Source organism: Halobacillus sp. A1 (assembly GCF_024189295.1).
Classification (GTDB): Bacteria; Bacillota; Bacilli; order Bacillales; family Halobacillaceae; genus Halobacillus_A.
In genome coordinates this window covers 98,734-112,539 of the sequence record NZ_JAIZEN010000009.1, presented here as the reverse complement: position 1 = coordinate 112,539, position 13,806 = coordinate 98,734, and the positions used below count along the sequence as shown (strand labels likewise).

Sequence of the window (13,806 nt, the reverse complement as noted above, 5' to 3'; positions counted from 1 at the left end):
TAAATTTACCTGTTATTGATGGTTAAGTAAAGAGGAATTATGTAGGAACCTCCCGGATAATGAGAGGCATGGCTTCACACCTTCTACATAAACTAAAGTAGAGGAGGACGAGCCATGTGGCAGTGGATGCTATTACTTATAGGTTTTGGTCTATCTGTTGCGGGAGGCACTGTAACGATCACGTATCTGAACCTTGTTCCAGCAGGCTTGACTTGGGTGGAATTTCTTTTATTAGTAAAAATGAGACCTGAATGTTATTTGTTTCCCAGCGGGCTCGTCCTCAGTCTGCTCGCCCTGATATGTATGAAAGAATAATTTACTAAATGTTGGGCGATAAGAATAAAAAACCCAGCATTGGTCATAATGTAACCTAAAGAGCTTACGGTAAGAAAGAGAGGTTGCGCTATGTTATACATGCATGACTTATGGGTGAATTGGTTCGAAGGAGAAGAAAATGGATACAATGTTTGTCATTTTCATGAATGGCGTAAAGAAGATGGAATTGAACTCGTTGATCAAATACCGTTATTAGTCATTGAAGAGGAATTATTTAGATTCATCGAGAATGATCTCCAGGAGCTCCCGAAGGGTCTGTTAGATGATATTCATAAACGGACATATATGAAGAAAAATCAAGAAAGAAAAACAATCGATTACGCAGCTGTTGTTACAGATGGGAAAAGTGTATTAGTGTTCGATACATTAGGGTATTCTCTTCCAGTGAAAAAAAGCCGGCTCATTCCAAGGCAGGAACGACTAGTTTTTGATATGGTGGAAGGAAAACGCGCATCCATCTACCATTTGCAGAATCCGGCACCTAAAGAGTATCATATTCTTTCACTGTCTCCAGAAAAAATGGCTGGACTTACTCGGAGAGAGCGCCAGCTGAAACAATTATTGATGATGGCTCTTGATCACTTAAGGCACTCGGATCATCCAGAGGAAGTAGGGTATTGGCTGACAGAGTGGGATCCTTCCCAATATGGATTAATAAAAGGATTGACCGCGGAATCGGCATGGCATCGTCTGTATTACGGAGCGATTGAAGGGTGGAGCCAGCAGCATGAAGATCTTTGTGGAAAACTAATAAAGGGCCAGCCATTTTTTGAAACGATGTGGCAATCAGAAAATCAAAAAAGCACCCAGCATTTAAATAGCCAGAATTGAGGTCTAAACTCAATTCTGGCTTTATTTTTTACTTTTTCTTTTTTACGCGGCCCAATCCCATGGCTTTTTTTGCTTTAGTAAGCATTTTATCAGCCTGGAACGAAGCGTTTTCAGCACCTTGATCCAATATTTGATCCAATTCCTCTGAATTTATAAGTTCGGCGTACCGCTCCTGAATCGGTATGAGGACATTAACGACGGCCTCAGCTACTCCAGCCTTAAAGTCTCCATACCCCTTACCTCGGTATTTATCTTCGAGGCTGGCGATGGATTGACCTGAACAAACTGATTCGATCGTAAGAAGGTTCGAAACACCAGGCTTCTCGGCCTTATCGTATTTTACGATCCCTTCTGAATCGGTCACTGCACTTTTTATTTTTTTAGTGATTTTTTTCTCATCATCCAGCATTGAAATGAATGCCTTTTGATTATTATCCGACTTACTCATCTTTTTCAAAGGGTCCTGAAGAGACATGATTCTTGCGCCTTCCTTTGGAATACTTACCTCAGGTATTGTAAAAATATCATTGTACTTGTTATTAAAACGCTGAGCTAAATTACGAGTTAATTCCAAGTGTTGTTTCTGATCTTCTCCTACAGGCACCATATCCGTTTGATATAGCAATATGTCCGATGCCATAAGGGGAGGATAGGTCAGAAGTCCAGAAGAAACGGCATCTTTACCGCCGGCCGATTTATCTTTGAACTGGGTCATTCTCTCAAGTTCTCCTATATAACTGACACACTGCAGCATCCATCCTAATTGAGTATGGGCAGGTACTTCAGATTGAATGAAGAGAGTTGAACGAGTTGGATTTATACCTGATGCTAAATATAATGCTGCTAAAGATTTAATGTTATCTCTCAGTTCTAACCTGTCTTGAGGCACAGTAATCGCATGTTCATCGACAATGCAGAAATAACAGTTATACTCATCCTGCATATCAACAAAATGCTTCATAGCCCCTAAATAATTTCCAAGCGTTAATGTTCCGCTTGGCTGAATTCCAGAAAAGATTGTTTTCAATTCCATCACCTCATTAAAATTTATAAAAAAAGAACTAATCATCTCTTCCTAATGGAAGGGACGATTAGTTCGCGGTGCCACCCTAATTACTTTGTTAAAAAAAGTCTGCTCGATTCCGTTAACGCCGGAGATACGCATATACTCGAAAGCCCCAATTCATTACAATGTGCTTAGCTGTTTCCACCGCCCACAGCCTCTCTATGAAGACACCACCATAACTACTTTTGCTTCTTCATCGTATTATAATATTCTTAATCCTGTTCAAATTATAAAATATACATATAGCCAATGCAAGTTCTTGTATTAATAGTAGTAAGCAGCTAATAAAAGTAGCAGAGTAAAGAGCATGGCGCTTCCTTGAAAAAGAAAAAAATTGACGTTTTTTCTATTCAAAACTTTTGATGGGAGAGGCTTTTTTTCAAAATCGTCCATATAATCACTATTTTTAGTCGTTCGATTTGCCACCCTTCTGAAACTATATGTAATGGCGTCAAAAAAACCACCCTTTATAATCCAAAGAAGTAATCCTATGGAAAGATAGAAGAAACAAAAATAAAATAGGATATCAATTAGCTTGACTAATTCGTAAGAAGACGAAAAAAGCAAAAAAATGATGGCGATCAAACCGAAATTTAAAACAGTAAAGACCCATTTATTTTGTAACAAAATCAATATTATACACACCCTTAATGATATAAAATCCACATTTATTATACCATCGTATAACATTTTGAGTTTTAGTAAAGGTGAAATTAATAACAGAAAATTCTATATAACCAAAATATTGCATAGCATATGCAAAATAACCTGCAGAAGAAACTTACATATATGACATATTGTTATCCCTGATTATTATTTATTCTCCAAGTTGAATAAAAACAGAATAATAACCAATTAAATTGTAAAATAAACTAGGTAAATAGTCTCATTTTGTGTCATGTGAACGTAATAATATAGCGGTTTCTTTAACATTATAGAAAAAAAGGAATGCAAAATAGTTAGAAAACTTGTATAATTCGATATGTGGACAAAATGCCACATCAAAATTTGATATTTTTTAGGGGAGGTCATTTTCTACATGAAGAAGGCAAATTGGTTATTGCTAGTGCTAGTTTTAGCGCTAAGCATGTTCCTCGCAGCATGTTCAGGCGGCGATGATTCAGATACTGGATCTGACGGCGGCTCTGATGGCGGCGATGGAGAAGACACAGAGGGATCCGGGGATACAGAACAAGTACTTAATTTAATGGAAACGGCTGAAATACCAACTATGGATGTTTCTATGGCAACTGATGCTGTGGCATTCCAATGGTTAGGCTCAACTATGGACGGGCTTTACCGACTTGGTGAAGAAGCTAAGCCAGAACCAGCAATTGCAGAAGATCACGAAGTTAGTGAAGATGGGATTAATTGGACTTTTAATTTGCGTGAAGACGCAACTTGGTCTAACGGAGATCCAGTAACAGCTAACGACTTCGTATATGCCTGGCAGCGTGCTGTAGATCCAGATACTGGTTCTGAGTACGGACCATACATGCTTGGAGGAGTTATCGATAACGCAACAGAAATCGCTGATGGTGACAAACCTGTTGAAGAACTTGGTGTGGAAGCAACAGACGATTATACCTTAGAAGTTACACTTGAAAAAGCAACTCCATATTTTGAATCAATGACAGCATTCGGTACATTCCTTCCATTGAACGAGTCTTTCGTTGAAGAAGCTGGAGAAGATTATGCTCTTGAAGCTGACACACTTCTTTCAAATGGACCTTTCAAATTCACAGAGTGGAACCAAAGTGAAGGATGGACACTTGAAAAGAATGAAGATTACTGGGATGCTGACAACGTTCAGCTAGAGGAAATCAACGTAAGTGTCGTAAAAGAAACATCTACTGGTGTCAACCTATATAACAACGGAGAAGTTGACCGTGCCAGTCTAACTGCTGAGTACGTAGACGAGTATCGTTCTTCTGAAGATTACCGTGTAATCGAAGAGCCTACTTTATTTTACTTGAAGATGAATCAGGAAAACGAAATTCTTGCTAACGAAAACGCTCGTAAAGCAATCCAAATGATTATGGATCGTCAGTCCATGGTAGAGACTATTCTTAATAACGGATCTATTGCTGCCACTGGTGACATTCCTAAGAATTTCACTACACACCCTGAAACTGAAGAAGATTTCCGCGACATCAACGGTGATTTGGTAGAAACGAACAAAGAGGAAGCTCAAGAGCTTTGGTCTACTGCTAAAGAAGAACTGGGAATTGATGAAGCTGAAATCGGCTATTTAGGCGGAGATACTGAAACGTCTAAGAACATGGATGCTTACCTTAAATCACAGCTTGAAGAACTTGAAGGGCTTACTGTAAATGTACAGGCTGTTCCTTTCCAAGAACGTCTTGATCGTGACACTGCAATGGATTATGATCTTCAGAACTCTGGATGGGGTCCTGACTATATCGATCCAAACACATTCTTAAATATGTGGGTAACAGATGGTGCTAACAACAAGACTGGATATTCTAATGAAGAATATGATGCTCTTATCGAAGAAGCTGGTGACGAACTTGCTTTAGAACCGGTTGAGCGTTACGAAAACTTCTTGGAAGCAGAGAAAATCCTCATTCAAGATGACGCAGTAATTGCACCACTTTATCAAAGAGCTACAGCTTACCTTTGGAATTCTTCTGTGAAAGATGTAGGAGTTAACCCAATGGGTGCTGATTTCGACTACAAGTACGCATATAAAGAGTAATAAAACCGGCCCAGAATTGGCTAACAAATAGGGGAGAGAGTATATGTCCAAATGTTGGCGTATACTCTCTTTTTCCCTGTTGTAAGAATATTCGGATAATAGAAAATTCTCAATCAATTGCCCGTAATATCGACTTCAGAGATACAATTAGGAGGTGCTTCAATGGCACGTTATATAACCCAGCGTTTAGTGTACATGGTCATAACAATGTTTTTAATTGCGACCTTTACGTTCTTCTTAATGAAGTTTCTTCCGGGAACTCCTTTGAGTGCAGCGGATAGGTTATCGGAAGAGCAGCAAGCTGTTGTTTTAGCAAAATACGGATTGGATGATCCCGTACCCGTTCAATACTTTAATTATATGGTCAATCTCGTACAAGGGGATTTAGGGATTTCTTTCCAATTTGACAACCGTGAAGTAACTACGATTATCTTGGATAGGATTGGACCATCATTACAAATCGGCCTGCAGGCAATGATTATAGGTACGCTGCTAGGTATGCTGTTAGGCTTAGTATCAGCAATATACCATAATGGCTTTTTGGATTACGGTTCAACATTTACTGCTGTTATAGGACAATCTGTACCTTCTTTTGTTTTTGCAGGAATCTTTCAGTATTTTGTTGGCGTAAAGCTAGGATGGTTTCCGGTGGCTCTATGGGGAACATGGGAACATACGGTGATGCCTACACTTTCACTTGCCATATTCCCTCTCGCAATTGCAGCCCGCTTTATGCGAACAGAGATGCTTGAAGTAATGGGGTCAGATTATATCACAACAGCTCGTGCCAAAGGAGTAAATAAGTTTGGGGTTGTATTTAAACATGGAGTACGTAATGCGTTAATTCCTTTAATAACAGTATTAGGACCTCTTGCTGTAGGGTTGATGACTGGTACACTTGTAATTGAAAGCATATTTGCTGTCCCGGGAATTGGTGACCAATTTGTTAAATCGATCAATACCAATGATTTTCCTATTATTATGGGCACAACATTATTTTTTGCGTTCTTTTTCATCATCATTGTACTAGTTATTGACTTGCTTTATGGGATCATAGACCCTAGAATTCGACTGGCAGAAGGAGAGTAGATCCTATATGGATAATCACAAACCAAATAAAGACTTATTCGTCCCTGTAGATACTCGCGAGGACGATAGTGAAAAGATCAGTCGGCCAAGTTTATCATTCTGGCAGGACTCATTTATTCGTTTGCGTAAAAACGTTGGAGCTATGATCGGATTAGTCGTTCTTATTTTATTAATTGTAATGGCGGCGATTGGCCCTTCGCTGAACGAATACGACCAATTCGAACAAGACTTGTCCCGGGCTAAAATGCCTCCTAAAATTGAAGGAATGGGATGGCTTGGTATGGATGGTACCCTTAGTACGGTACAAACAAATGATTCACTGGACCAGGCAGAAACAAACGCATTGATGCGGTTTAATAACGATGAAGATTACATTGAAACTACAGTACTTAATGACGGCAGTAACGGTGAGCCGGCTGAAGTAGAAGCAGTTTATGATGTGTATGCTGCAAAAGACATGGAAGAGCAGAATTTTTGGTTCGGAACAGATGGCCTCGGTCGTGATTTATTCACACGAGCCTGGGAAGGGACAAGGATCTCTTTATATATTGCCTTTTTAGCTGCAGCGATTGACATGGTCATCGGGGTTGCTTATGGTGGAATTTCTGCTTATTATGGCGGCAGAGTAGATAATTATATGCAGCGGATTATTGAGGTTCTGATTGGAGTCCCGAACTTAGTCATTGTAATACTGATGATACTGATTCTCGAACCGGGGATATTATCCATTACGATAGCCCTGACGATCACAGGTTGGATATCGATGGCAAGGATAGTCAGGGGGCAGATTCTTAAGCTGAAAAACCAGGAGTTTGTCCTGGCTTCGAGAACTTTAGGGGCACCCGATGGACGTATTCTAAGAAAACATCTTATACCTAACGTATTAAGCCTGATTATTATTAACACAATGTTCACTATTCCATCAGCAATATTCTTTGAAGCATTCCTAAGCTTTATCGGCCTTGGACTTCCAACTCCATTGGCATCATTAGGTACGCTGGTTGAAGATGGATTCCAGTCGTTGCAAATTTACCCACACATATTATTTTTCCCTGCGCTTATTATTTCATTGATTATGATTGCGTTTAATATGTTGGCTGACGGTCTTCGAGATGCATTTGATCCGAAGATGCGCGAATAGGAGGTAAGTGTAAAAAATGGACAATTTATTAGAAGTGAAAAATATGCACGTATCCTTTGACACTTATGGTGGAGAAGTACAAGCTGTGCGCGGAGTCAACTTCAGTGTTAAAAAAGGTGAAACTCTCGCAATTGTAGGGGAGTCGGGGTCAGGCAAATCGGTAACAACTAAAGCTCTTATGAAGCTGATTCCAATGCCTCCTGGAAGAATCAAAGAAGGTGAAATTCTTTTTGAAGGACGCGACCTAGCTAAATTAAGTGAAAAAGAAATGCAAAAAATACGCGGGAAAGATATTTCGATGATCTTTCAAGACCCTATGACTTCCTTGAACCCTACTATGAAAGTCGGAAATCAGATCATGGAAGGTCTGATTAAGCACCAAAAAATGAGTAAAGCTCAAGCAAAGAAGCGTGTAATGGAATTGTTGGAATTAGTGGGTATCCCAGATGCTGAAAGCCGAATTAAACAGTATCCTCACCAGTTTTCTGGTGGGATGCGTCAGAGAGTAGTTGTAGCAATCGCTCTGGCCTGTAATCCTAAACTGTTGATAGCTGATGAACCGACAACCGCTTTAGATGTTACCATTCAAGCCCAAATCATTGAATTAATGAAAGATATACAGAAAAAAACAGACTCAGCTACTATTTTCATAACTCATGATTTAGGAGTTGTAGCTAACGTAGCTGACCGAGTTGCCGTAATGTATGCTGGAAAAATTGTAGAAATTGGAACTGTAGATGATGTTTTCTATAATCCAAAACATCCATATACGTGGGGATTGCTTGGATCAATGCCTTCTTTAGAATCAGAGGTTGCTGAATTATATGCAATTCCCGGTTCACCTCCTGATTTATTGAATCCTCCAAAAGGAGACGCTTTTGCTTCTCGTAATGAATTTGCCATGCAAATTGATAAAGAGCAGGAGCCGCCATTATTTAAAGTGTCAGACACACATTATGCGGCAACCTGGCTGCTGCATGAGCATGCACCAGACATTGATCCACCGGAAGCAATCAAAAAACGAGTAGCTGCTATGGCCACAAATAGTGGGAAAGGTGATCGTTCATGACTCAAGAAAAATTAGTAGAAATAAAAAATTTAAAACAGCATTTTAAAACCGGCCGTAACAGTGTTGTAAAGGCAGTGGATGGTTTGAATTTCAGCATATATAAAGGGGAAACCTTTGGGCTTGTAGGGGAGTCAGGCTGTGGAAAGTCTACGACCGGCCGCAGCATCATCCGCTTATACAATGCTACTGATGGCGAAGTTCTATTTAATGGTGAAAATGTACATGGCAAAAAGAATCGTGAGCAGTTAAAGAAATTCAATCGTGAAATGCAAATGATTTTCCAGGATCCATACGCATCACTTAATCCTCGCATGAAAGTTGTAGATATCATTGCAGAAGGAATGGATATCCATGGCTTAAAAGGTGATGTTAAAGCACGTAGAGCCAAAGTGGAAGAACTTTTGGAAACGGTAGGATTGAATAAGGAGCATGCCAACCGATATCCTCACGAGTTCAGTGGAGGCCAGCGTCAACGTATTGGTATTGCAAGAGCTCTAGCAGTGGATCCATCATTTGTTATTGCTGATGAGCCGATTTCCGCGCTGGATGTTTCCATTCAGGCACAGGTAGTTAACCTGCTGAAAAAGCTTCAAGAGGAGAAGGGCTTAACTTACCTGTTTATAGCACACGATTTATCAATGGTTAAATATATCAGTGATCGTATCGGTGTAATGTATTTCGGTAAAATGGTAGAGCTTGCCGATGCGGATGAATTGTATAGAAATCCGATTCATCCATATACTCAGTCGCTATTGTCAGCAATACCTCTTCCAGACCCTATTTATGAGCGTTCCCGTGAGAGGTTCACTTACAATCCAAACGATCATGATACTAGTGAAGAGCCTGAATTCAGAGAAGTTCGTCCGGACCATTGGGTATTATGCACAACAAAAGAATTTGAGAACTATCAAAAAGAATACAGTACAGTGACCGAGTGACATGATAATTAAATGAAAAGAGCCTTACGCTTATGGAGTAAGGCTCTTTTTTTTGAGTGGTTACTATTGGAAAAAATAGAAAAAAACGCAAAAAATACAATGCAAGACTATTCATTACATACTATTCTCTTATATAATAGAATTAGAAAATTACAGATTGGAAGAAGGGGTTAGATGGGGAAATGTTATTTTAACAAAATTATTTTTACATGCCTTTTATTTTTTGTTTCTTTACTGTTATTTACTGTATCAGATGCCGAGGCTCAAATGGAGGCGAAGGACCATTATGGAAAAGACTTAAATTTGCAAACCTTGGATATACCAGATAGGATTGCCCGCTTTGTATTTGATGCTGGTTTGGATTTTGAATATCCTGATGCTGTTAGAGGGATATATGTCACCGGTCCTTCGGCTGGCGGTGCAAAAATGGAAGGGCTGACCGAACTTGTCGAAAGCACGGATTTAAATGCAATGGTAATCGATGTCAAAGAAGATCATGGGAACATTTCATTTGAACCGCCAGAAGATTCACCATATGCAGATATTGCAGAGCCATACATAAATGATCCTAGAAAAATGCTAGAAGAGTTACAAGAAAAAAATATATATCCAATTGCTCGTGTGGTTGTGTTCAAAGATAATTTATTAGCTGAAGAACGACCGGACCTCTCCTTTCAAAAAAATGGTGAGGTTTGGAGAAACAGTCGAAATGAAGCTTTTGTAAATCCTTTTAAGAAAGAAGTATGGGAATATAATTTAGAGATTGCAAAAATGGCTGCAGAGTTGGGATTCCAAGAAATTCAATTTGATTACGTCCGGTTCCCAGAGGGATTTGAAAACCGTGATGAAGAGCTGCAATATGATGAAGGAGAATATGCGGATTCTGAAGAATCTAATATTAAAAAACGTGTGAGCGCTGTAACTGATTTTGTGGAATACGCCCGCCAGGATTTAAGTGATTATGATGTTGACGTTTCAGTAGATATATTCGGTTATGCTGCAACAATTGAGGAATCACCGGGCATTGGACAGAATTTTTCACAAATCTCTAGTAATGTAGATGTTATTTCCTCAATGATTTATCCGAGTCATTGGGGACCTTATTTCGGTATTGATAAACCTGACACAGAGCCGTATAATATCATCGATGAATATTCAAAGGTAGAAAACAAAATACTTGGTGCATTAGAAGAACCTCCCGTTTCCCGGCCATGGCTTCAGGATTTTGAGGCACCTTGGCTTTATTCCGGATCGACATTCCAATATGGTAAAGCCGAAGTGGAAGACCAGATTCGAGCATTATATGACAACGGAATTGAAGAGTATTTATTGTGGAATGCCACGAACAATTATACAAAAGGTGTAGATTATACTCCTTAAGAGTGGGCGGCCTTCAAGTTTACCTGCCAGGGTTTAATATTACAAACATAATGGAGATTTTCTCGCATCGATCATCGATTGGTGCGAGATTTTTAAATATTTTTAAGTGAAATCACAATGGATATTACCCCCATTTTATGCAAACAATAGATTTTGTAACCGGTATCAATTTAACAATGAATCAAGAATCAGTTATAATGTAATTATCAATTGATAAGGGAGTAGATCAATGAGTTGGTATAAAAAGCTTAAACAATACTTTCCTGTAGAGGAAATGAAATCTGAAGAACATATGGAAACTCTTTTAAAAGAAAAAAGCGATGTATATTATAAAGATGAAGGCGAGCATCACGTCTTAATGTATGCTGAGTTCAATTCTTTCATTTTCATTGATTACGTCTACGTATCGTCTGATGCAAGAGGTCAAGGCTTAGGCCACCAACTAATCGAAAAAATGAAAGCGAAGGGTAAACCGATCATCCTGGAAGTAGAACCTGTCGATTATGAAGAAACTGATACAGCGAAACGTCTTCACTTTTATCAAAGAGAAGGCTTTAAGCACGCTCAATCTATTGGTTATACCCGACGTTCGCTTGCCACGAATGAACCCAATCCAATGGAAATCCTCTACTGGTCTCCTGAAGATGCATCTGAAGAAGAAATTTATGAACAGATGAAAAGAATGTATGAAGAAATTCACACTTACAAAGATAGTGAGTTTTACGGAAAATCATATCAGCCTGTCGATGAAGTATTGACGATCGATGAAAAACGTGAAGCAGACGATATTTTAAAAGACTTGAAGAAATTATAATTCAGTAATCCCTGCCAATACTAAAGGCGGGGATTTTCAATAACTTGGCATAGTTGAAAATGAAATTCTTCACAAAATTCTTCAGGTTTTAGGTTTGAACACCTCGAAATTGTGGTAAATTACTGTATAACACTTTAATTTTATAGTTTAATCAATAATGTAAATCTTTTAACACATTGCAATATAGATTTTAGTTGACAAATGTGTTATAGTAAATACATAAGATTAGATTATACTAATTTTAAATTAGGATTTTTAAATAATGCAATACAATAAATCTCGAGGAGTGAAGTATCTGTATGGTAACACTTTATACCTCACCAAGTTGTACATCTTGCCGGAAAGCAAAAGCGTGGCTTGAGGAACATAATATTCCTTATACTGAAAGGAATATTTTCTCCGAACCTTTAACTATTGATGAAATTAAAGAAATTCTGAGAATGACTGAAGACGGTACAGAAGAAATCATTTCTACTCGTTCTAAAGTATTCCAAAAGTTGAAAGTTGATTTTGACCAATTACCTATGCAAGATCTTTTCGATCTTATTCAAGAAAATCCCGGGTTGTTGCGACGCCCAATCATCATTGATGACAAGCGCCTTCAAGTCGGATACAACGAAGACGAGATTCGCCGCTTTCTGCCCAGAAGCGTCCGCACGTTCCAGCTTAAGGAAGCCCAGCGTCTTGTCAATTAACATTAAAAAACTGTCCCGACCAAAAATCGGAACAGTTTTTTTATTTTTCAATAGCTTGTCTGTTATAAAAATAACCGATAGATATTGTTACAAGGACCATCATCAATGGAAATAAAGTAAGCATTGGATTCACATGATAAAATAATTCTGATACGTGCGGGTCCTCCAGTATCATTTCTCCAGCTGTAAATGCTAATATCCCTGCTCCGATGTAAACTAAAATAGAGAATCTTTCCATTAGCTTTAAAATGATGCGACTTCCCCATATGATTATGGGCACAGATATGAGTAAGCCGAAAATCACTAAAGTGATATTTCCGTGTGAGGCTCCTGCAATGGCCAGCACATTATCGAAGCCCATGACAATATCTGCAAAAACAATGGTTTTTATGGCACTGAATAAGCTGTCACCGCTTTTAATCGAAGCGGTGTCTTCATTATCAATCAACAGCTTAATGGCGATGTAAATAAGAAGTACTCCGCCAATTAATCGCAGATAAGGAATGTGTAGAAGGTATAAAGCGACCATCGTGAGCAGCACTCTTGATACGATTGCTAGTCCGGTACCCATTAAAACAGCCTTATTCCGCTGCTTAGGGGGAAGGTTTCTACTTGCAAGTGCTATAACGACAGCATTATCTCCACCTAAAATAATATCGATGCCTATAATGATCAGTATAGGCTCAAGCATGTCCCAATTCATAAAAAAACAACCCCTCCAAGTAGTGACAAATTTCAAAAAATAAGCTAGAATGGAAAGCCAACCTTAAATAAATAAGATGATCTATGGCTTGTTTTCTGGTTATCCGCTGATTCGAAGCAATTTGTTTTCCATTTTCGTATTACTGTCATACAATAGAAGTACATCAATCCTTACGCTATTGCATCACGAGGGTTAAAGCTTTAACCTGAAGGGTAAGTTATTTATAAGCGATTTAGGGTTTACGATCCCTTCCGCCTACAAATCGATAGAAGGGAGAGAGAGAAATGGAAATCGAACGCATTAATGAGAACACTGTTAAATTTTATGTTTCCTATCACGACGTAGAACAGCTAGGCTTTGACCGCGAAGAGATATGGTATAACCGCGAACGCAGCGAACAGCTTTTTTGGGAAATGATGGATGAAGTTAATGACCAAGAGAACTTTCAAGCTGACGGTCCGCTTTGGATTCAAGTTCAAGCAATGGACAAAGGGCTAGAAGTGATCGTTACTAAAGCGCAGGTTTCCCAAGATGGTCAAAAGCTCGAACTCCCTAGTGATGAGGGTAAATCAATTGATGTACCTGTAGACGAAAACCTTGATAATCTACTTGACGATAAATATAATTCAGATGCAGAAGAATCCACAAACGATCAAGAAGAATCCGATGAGGATGATTTAGCTCCGCTTAATTTCACTTTACGCTTTACTGACTTTGAAGATGTCATTCAATTAAGTCACTATATGGATAATAAAGCGAATCTAATTGATGATGCATTGTATCATTTTGAAAGTGCTTATTATTTATATATTCAGTTCAACGATGAAAATATGAGTGATAATGAACAAGAAAATATTCTTAGTCAGTTAATGGAATTTGGACATGAATCTTCTGTAACGATTTATCGTCTTCAGGAGTATGGAAAATCAATATTTGCTGAGCAGGCACTTCAGCAAGTGAAAGAACATTTCCCTGCTGATAAGTAAGCGCGCACTTTATGTAGTGCGCTTTTTTTTGTTTATTAA

Annotated in this window: 14 protein-coding genes and 1 other annotated feature; of the genes, 11 read left to right on the top strand and 3 right to left on the bottom strand. The window is 38.7% G+C overall.

Going from position 1 to position 13,806, the window contains the following annotated elements; genetic code table 11:
* The first annotated feature begins 114 nt into the window (after window positions 1-114).
* On the top strand, window positions 115-315 hold the full coding sequence (locus LF817_RS11575; RefSeq protein ID WP_253935975.1) for a YuzI family membrane protein: 201 nt from the start codon (window positions 115-117) through the stop codon (window positions 313-315).
* Window positions 316-405: 90 nt separating this feature from the next.
* Window positions 406-1,167, top strand: coding sequence for a YjbA family protein (locus LF817_RS11570; protein WP_253935974.1), 762 nt, complete (start codon window positions 406-408; stop codon window positions 1,165-1,167).
* A 28-nt stretch (window positions 1,168-1,195) separates the two neighbouring features.
* Here the strand turns inward: LF817_RS11570 and trpS are convergent, their stop codons facing one another.
* Both trpS and LF817_RS11560 read right to left on the bottom strand, forming a co-directional pair.
* Window positions 1,196-2,194 carry a tryptophan--tRNA ligase gene (gene trpS, locus LF817_RS11565; RefSeq protein WP_253935973.1) on the bottom strand — a complete coding sequence of 333 codons (999 nt, stop codon included), beginning with the start codon at window positions 2,192-2,194 and terminating at the stop codon, window positions 1,196-1,198.
* Window positions 2,195-2,247: 53 nt separating this feature from the next.
* Window positions 2,248-2,439: a binding site (T-box leader), on the bottom strand.
* Window positions 2,440-2,497: 58 nt separating this feature from the next.
* Window positions 2,498-2,866: a DUF3899 domain-containing protein gene (locus LF817_RS11560; protein WP_253935972.1), complete on the bottom strand. Its 369-nt coding sequence runs from the start codon at window positions 2,864-2,866 to the stop codon at window positions 2,498-2,500.
* A 406-nt stretch (window positions 2,867-3,272) separates the two neighbouring features.
* Here LF817_RS11560 and LF817_RS11555 point away from each other — a divergent pair, with 406 nt between their 5' ends.
* The 8 genes from LF817_RS11555 (at window position 3,273) to spxA (ending at window position 12,078) form a co-directional block, all read left to right on the top strand.
* The gene (locus tag LF817_RS11555; protein WP_253935971.1) at window positions 3,273-4,952 is read left to right on the top strand and encodes a peptide ABC transporter substrate-binding protein; all 1,680 of its coding nucleotides are present in this window, start codon (window positions 3,273-3,275) and stop codon (window positions 4,950-4,952) included.
* 162 nt (window positions 4,953-5,114) lie between these two features.
* Window positions 5,115-6,041 (top strand): oligopeptide ABC transporter permease, encoded by a 927-nt coding sequence (gene opp3b, locus LF817_RS11550; RefSeq protein WP_253935970.1) that lies wholly within the window; start codon window positions 5,115-5,117, stop codon window positions 6,039-6,041.
* Between the two features lie 7 nt (window positions 6,042-6,048).
* Complete coding sequence (gene opp3C, locus LF817_RS11545) at window positions 6,049-7,182, top strand: oligopeptide ABC transporter permease (RefSeq protein ID WP_253935969.1); 1,134 nt, start codon at window positions 6,049-6,051, stop codon at window positions 7,180-7,182.
* Window positions 7,183-7,198: 16 nt separating this feature from the next.
* Entirely contained in the window at window positions 7,199-8,251 is a 1,053-nt protein-coding gene (locus tag LF817_RS11540; RefSeq protein WP_253935968.1) for an ABC transporter ATP-binding protein, read from the top strand.
* Entirely contained in the window at window positions 8,248-9,189 is a 942-nt protein-coding gene (locus tag LF817_RS11535; protein ID WP_253935967.1) for an ABC transporter ATP-binding protein, read from the top strand. Before LF817_RS11540 ends, LF817_RS11535 begins: the two co-directional genes overlap by 4 nt.
* A 174-nt stretch (window positions 9,190-9,363) precedes the next feature.
* Complete coding sequence (locus LF817_RS11530; protein ID WP_253935966.1) at window positions 9,364-10,569, top strand: putative glycoside hydrolase; 1,206 nt, start codon at window positions 9,364-9,366, stop codon at window positions 10,567-10,569.
* Window positions 10,570-10,798: 229 nt separating this feature from the next.
* Entirely contained in the window at window positions 10,799-11,383 is a 585-nt protein-coding gene (locus tag LF817_RS11525) for a GNAT family N-acetyltransferase (RefSeq protein ID WP_253935965.1), read from the top strand.
* A gap of 299 nt (window positions 11,384-11,682) precedes the next feature.
* Window positions 11,683-12,078, top strand: coding sequence for a transcriptional regulator SpxA (spxA, locus tag LF817_RS11520; RefSeq protein WP_253935964.1), 396 nt, complete (start codon window positions 11,683-11,685; stop codon window positions 12,076-12,078).
* Window positions 12,079-12,118: 40 nt separating this feature from the next.
* On the opposite strand, the gene LF817_RS11515 is transcribed toward spxA, so the two are convergent.
* Window positions 12,119-12,781, bottom strand: coding sequence for a TerC family protein (locus LF817_RS11515; RefSeq protein ID WP_253935963.1), 663 nt, complete (start codon window positions 12,779-12,781; stop codon window positions 12,119-12,121).
* A 284-nt stretch (window positions 12,782-13,065) separates the two neighbouring features.
* Between LF817_RS11515 and mecA the strand changes: the two genes are divergently transcribed.
* The gene (gene mecA / locus LF817_RS11510; protein ID WP_253935962.1) at window positions 13,066-13,767 is read left to right on the top strand and encodes an adaptor protein MecA; all 702 of its coding nucleotides are present in this window, start codon (window positions 13,066-13,068) and stop codon (window positions 13,765-13,767) included.
* Window positions 13,768-13,806 lie beyond the last annotated feature (39 nt).

Excerpts from the sequence above, each read along its gene's own strand:
- opp3C (WP_253935969.1), top strand. The coding sequence starts at position 6,049 with ATGGATAATCACAAACCAAATAAAGACTTATTCGTCCCTGTAGATACT.
- LF817_RS11540 (WP_253935968.1), top strand. The coding sequence starts at position 7,199 with ATGGACAATTTATTAGAAGTGAAAAATATGCACGTATCCTTTGACACT.
- LF817_RS11515 (WP_253935963.1), bottom strand. The coding sequence starts at position 12,781 with ATGAATTGGGACATGCTTGAGCCTATACTGATCATTATAGGCATCGAT.
- LF817_RS11575 (WP_253935975.1), top strand. The coding sequence starts at position 115 with ATGTGGCAGTGGATGCTATTACTTATAGGTTTTGGTCTATCTGTTGCG.
- LF817_RS11525 (WP_253935965.1), top strand. The coding sequence starts at position 10,799 with ATGAGTTGGTATAAAAAGCTTAAACAATACTTTCCTGTAGAGGAAATG.
- LF817_RS11530 (WP_253935966.1), top strand. The coding sequence starts at position 9,364 with ATGGGGAAATGTTATTTTAACAAAATTATTTTTACATGCCTTTTATTT.
- LF817_RS11570 (WP_253935974.1), top strand. The coding sequence starts at position 406 with ATGTTATACATGCATGACTTATGGGTGAATTGGTTCGAAGGAGAAGAA.
- opp3b (WP_253935970.1), top strand. The coding sequence starts at position 5,115 with ATGGCACGTTATATAACCCAGCGTTTAGTGTACATGGTCATAACAATG.
- spxA (WP_253935964.1), top strand. The coding sequence starts at position 11,683 with ATGGTAACACTTTATACCTCACCAAGTTGTACATCTTGCCGGAAAGCA.
- LF817_RS11555 (WP_253935971.1), top strand. The coding sequence starts at position 3,273 with ATGAAGAAGGCAAATTGGTTATTGCTAGTGCTAGTTTTAGCGCTAAGC.
- mecA (WP_253935962.1), top strand. The coding sequence starts at position 13,066 with ATGGAAATCGAACGCATTAATGAGAACACTGTTAAATTTTATGTTTCC.
- LF817_RS11535 (WP_253935967.1), top strand. The coding sequence starts at position 8,248 with ATGACTCAAGAAAAATTAGTAGAAATAAAAAATTTAAAACAGCATTTT.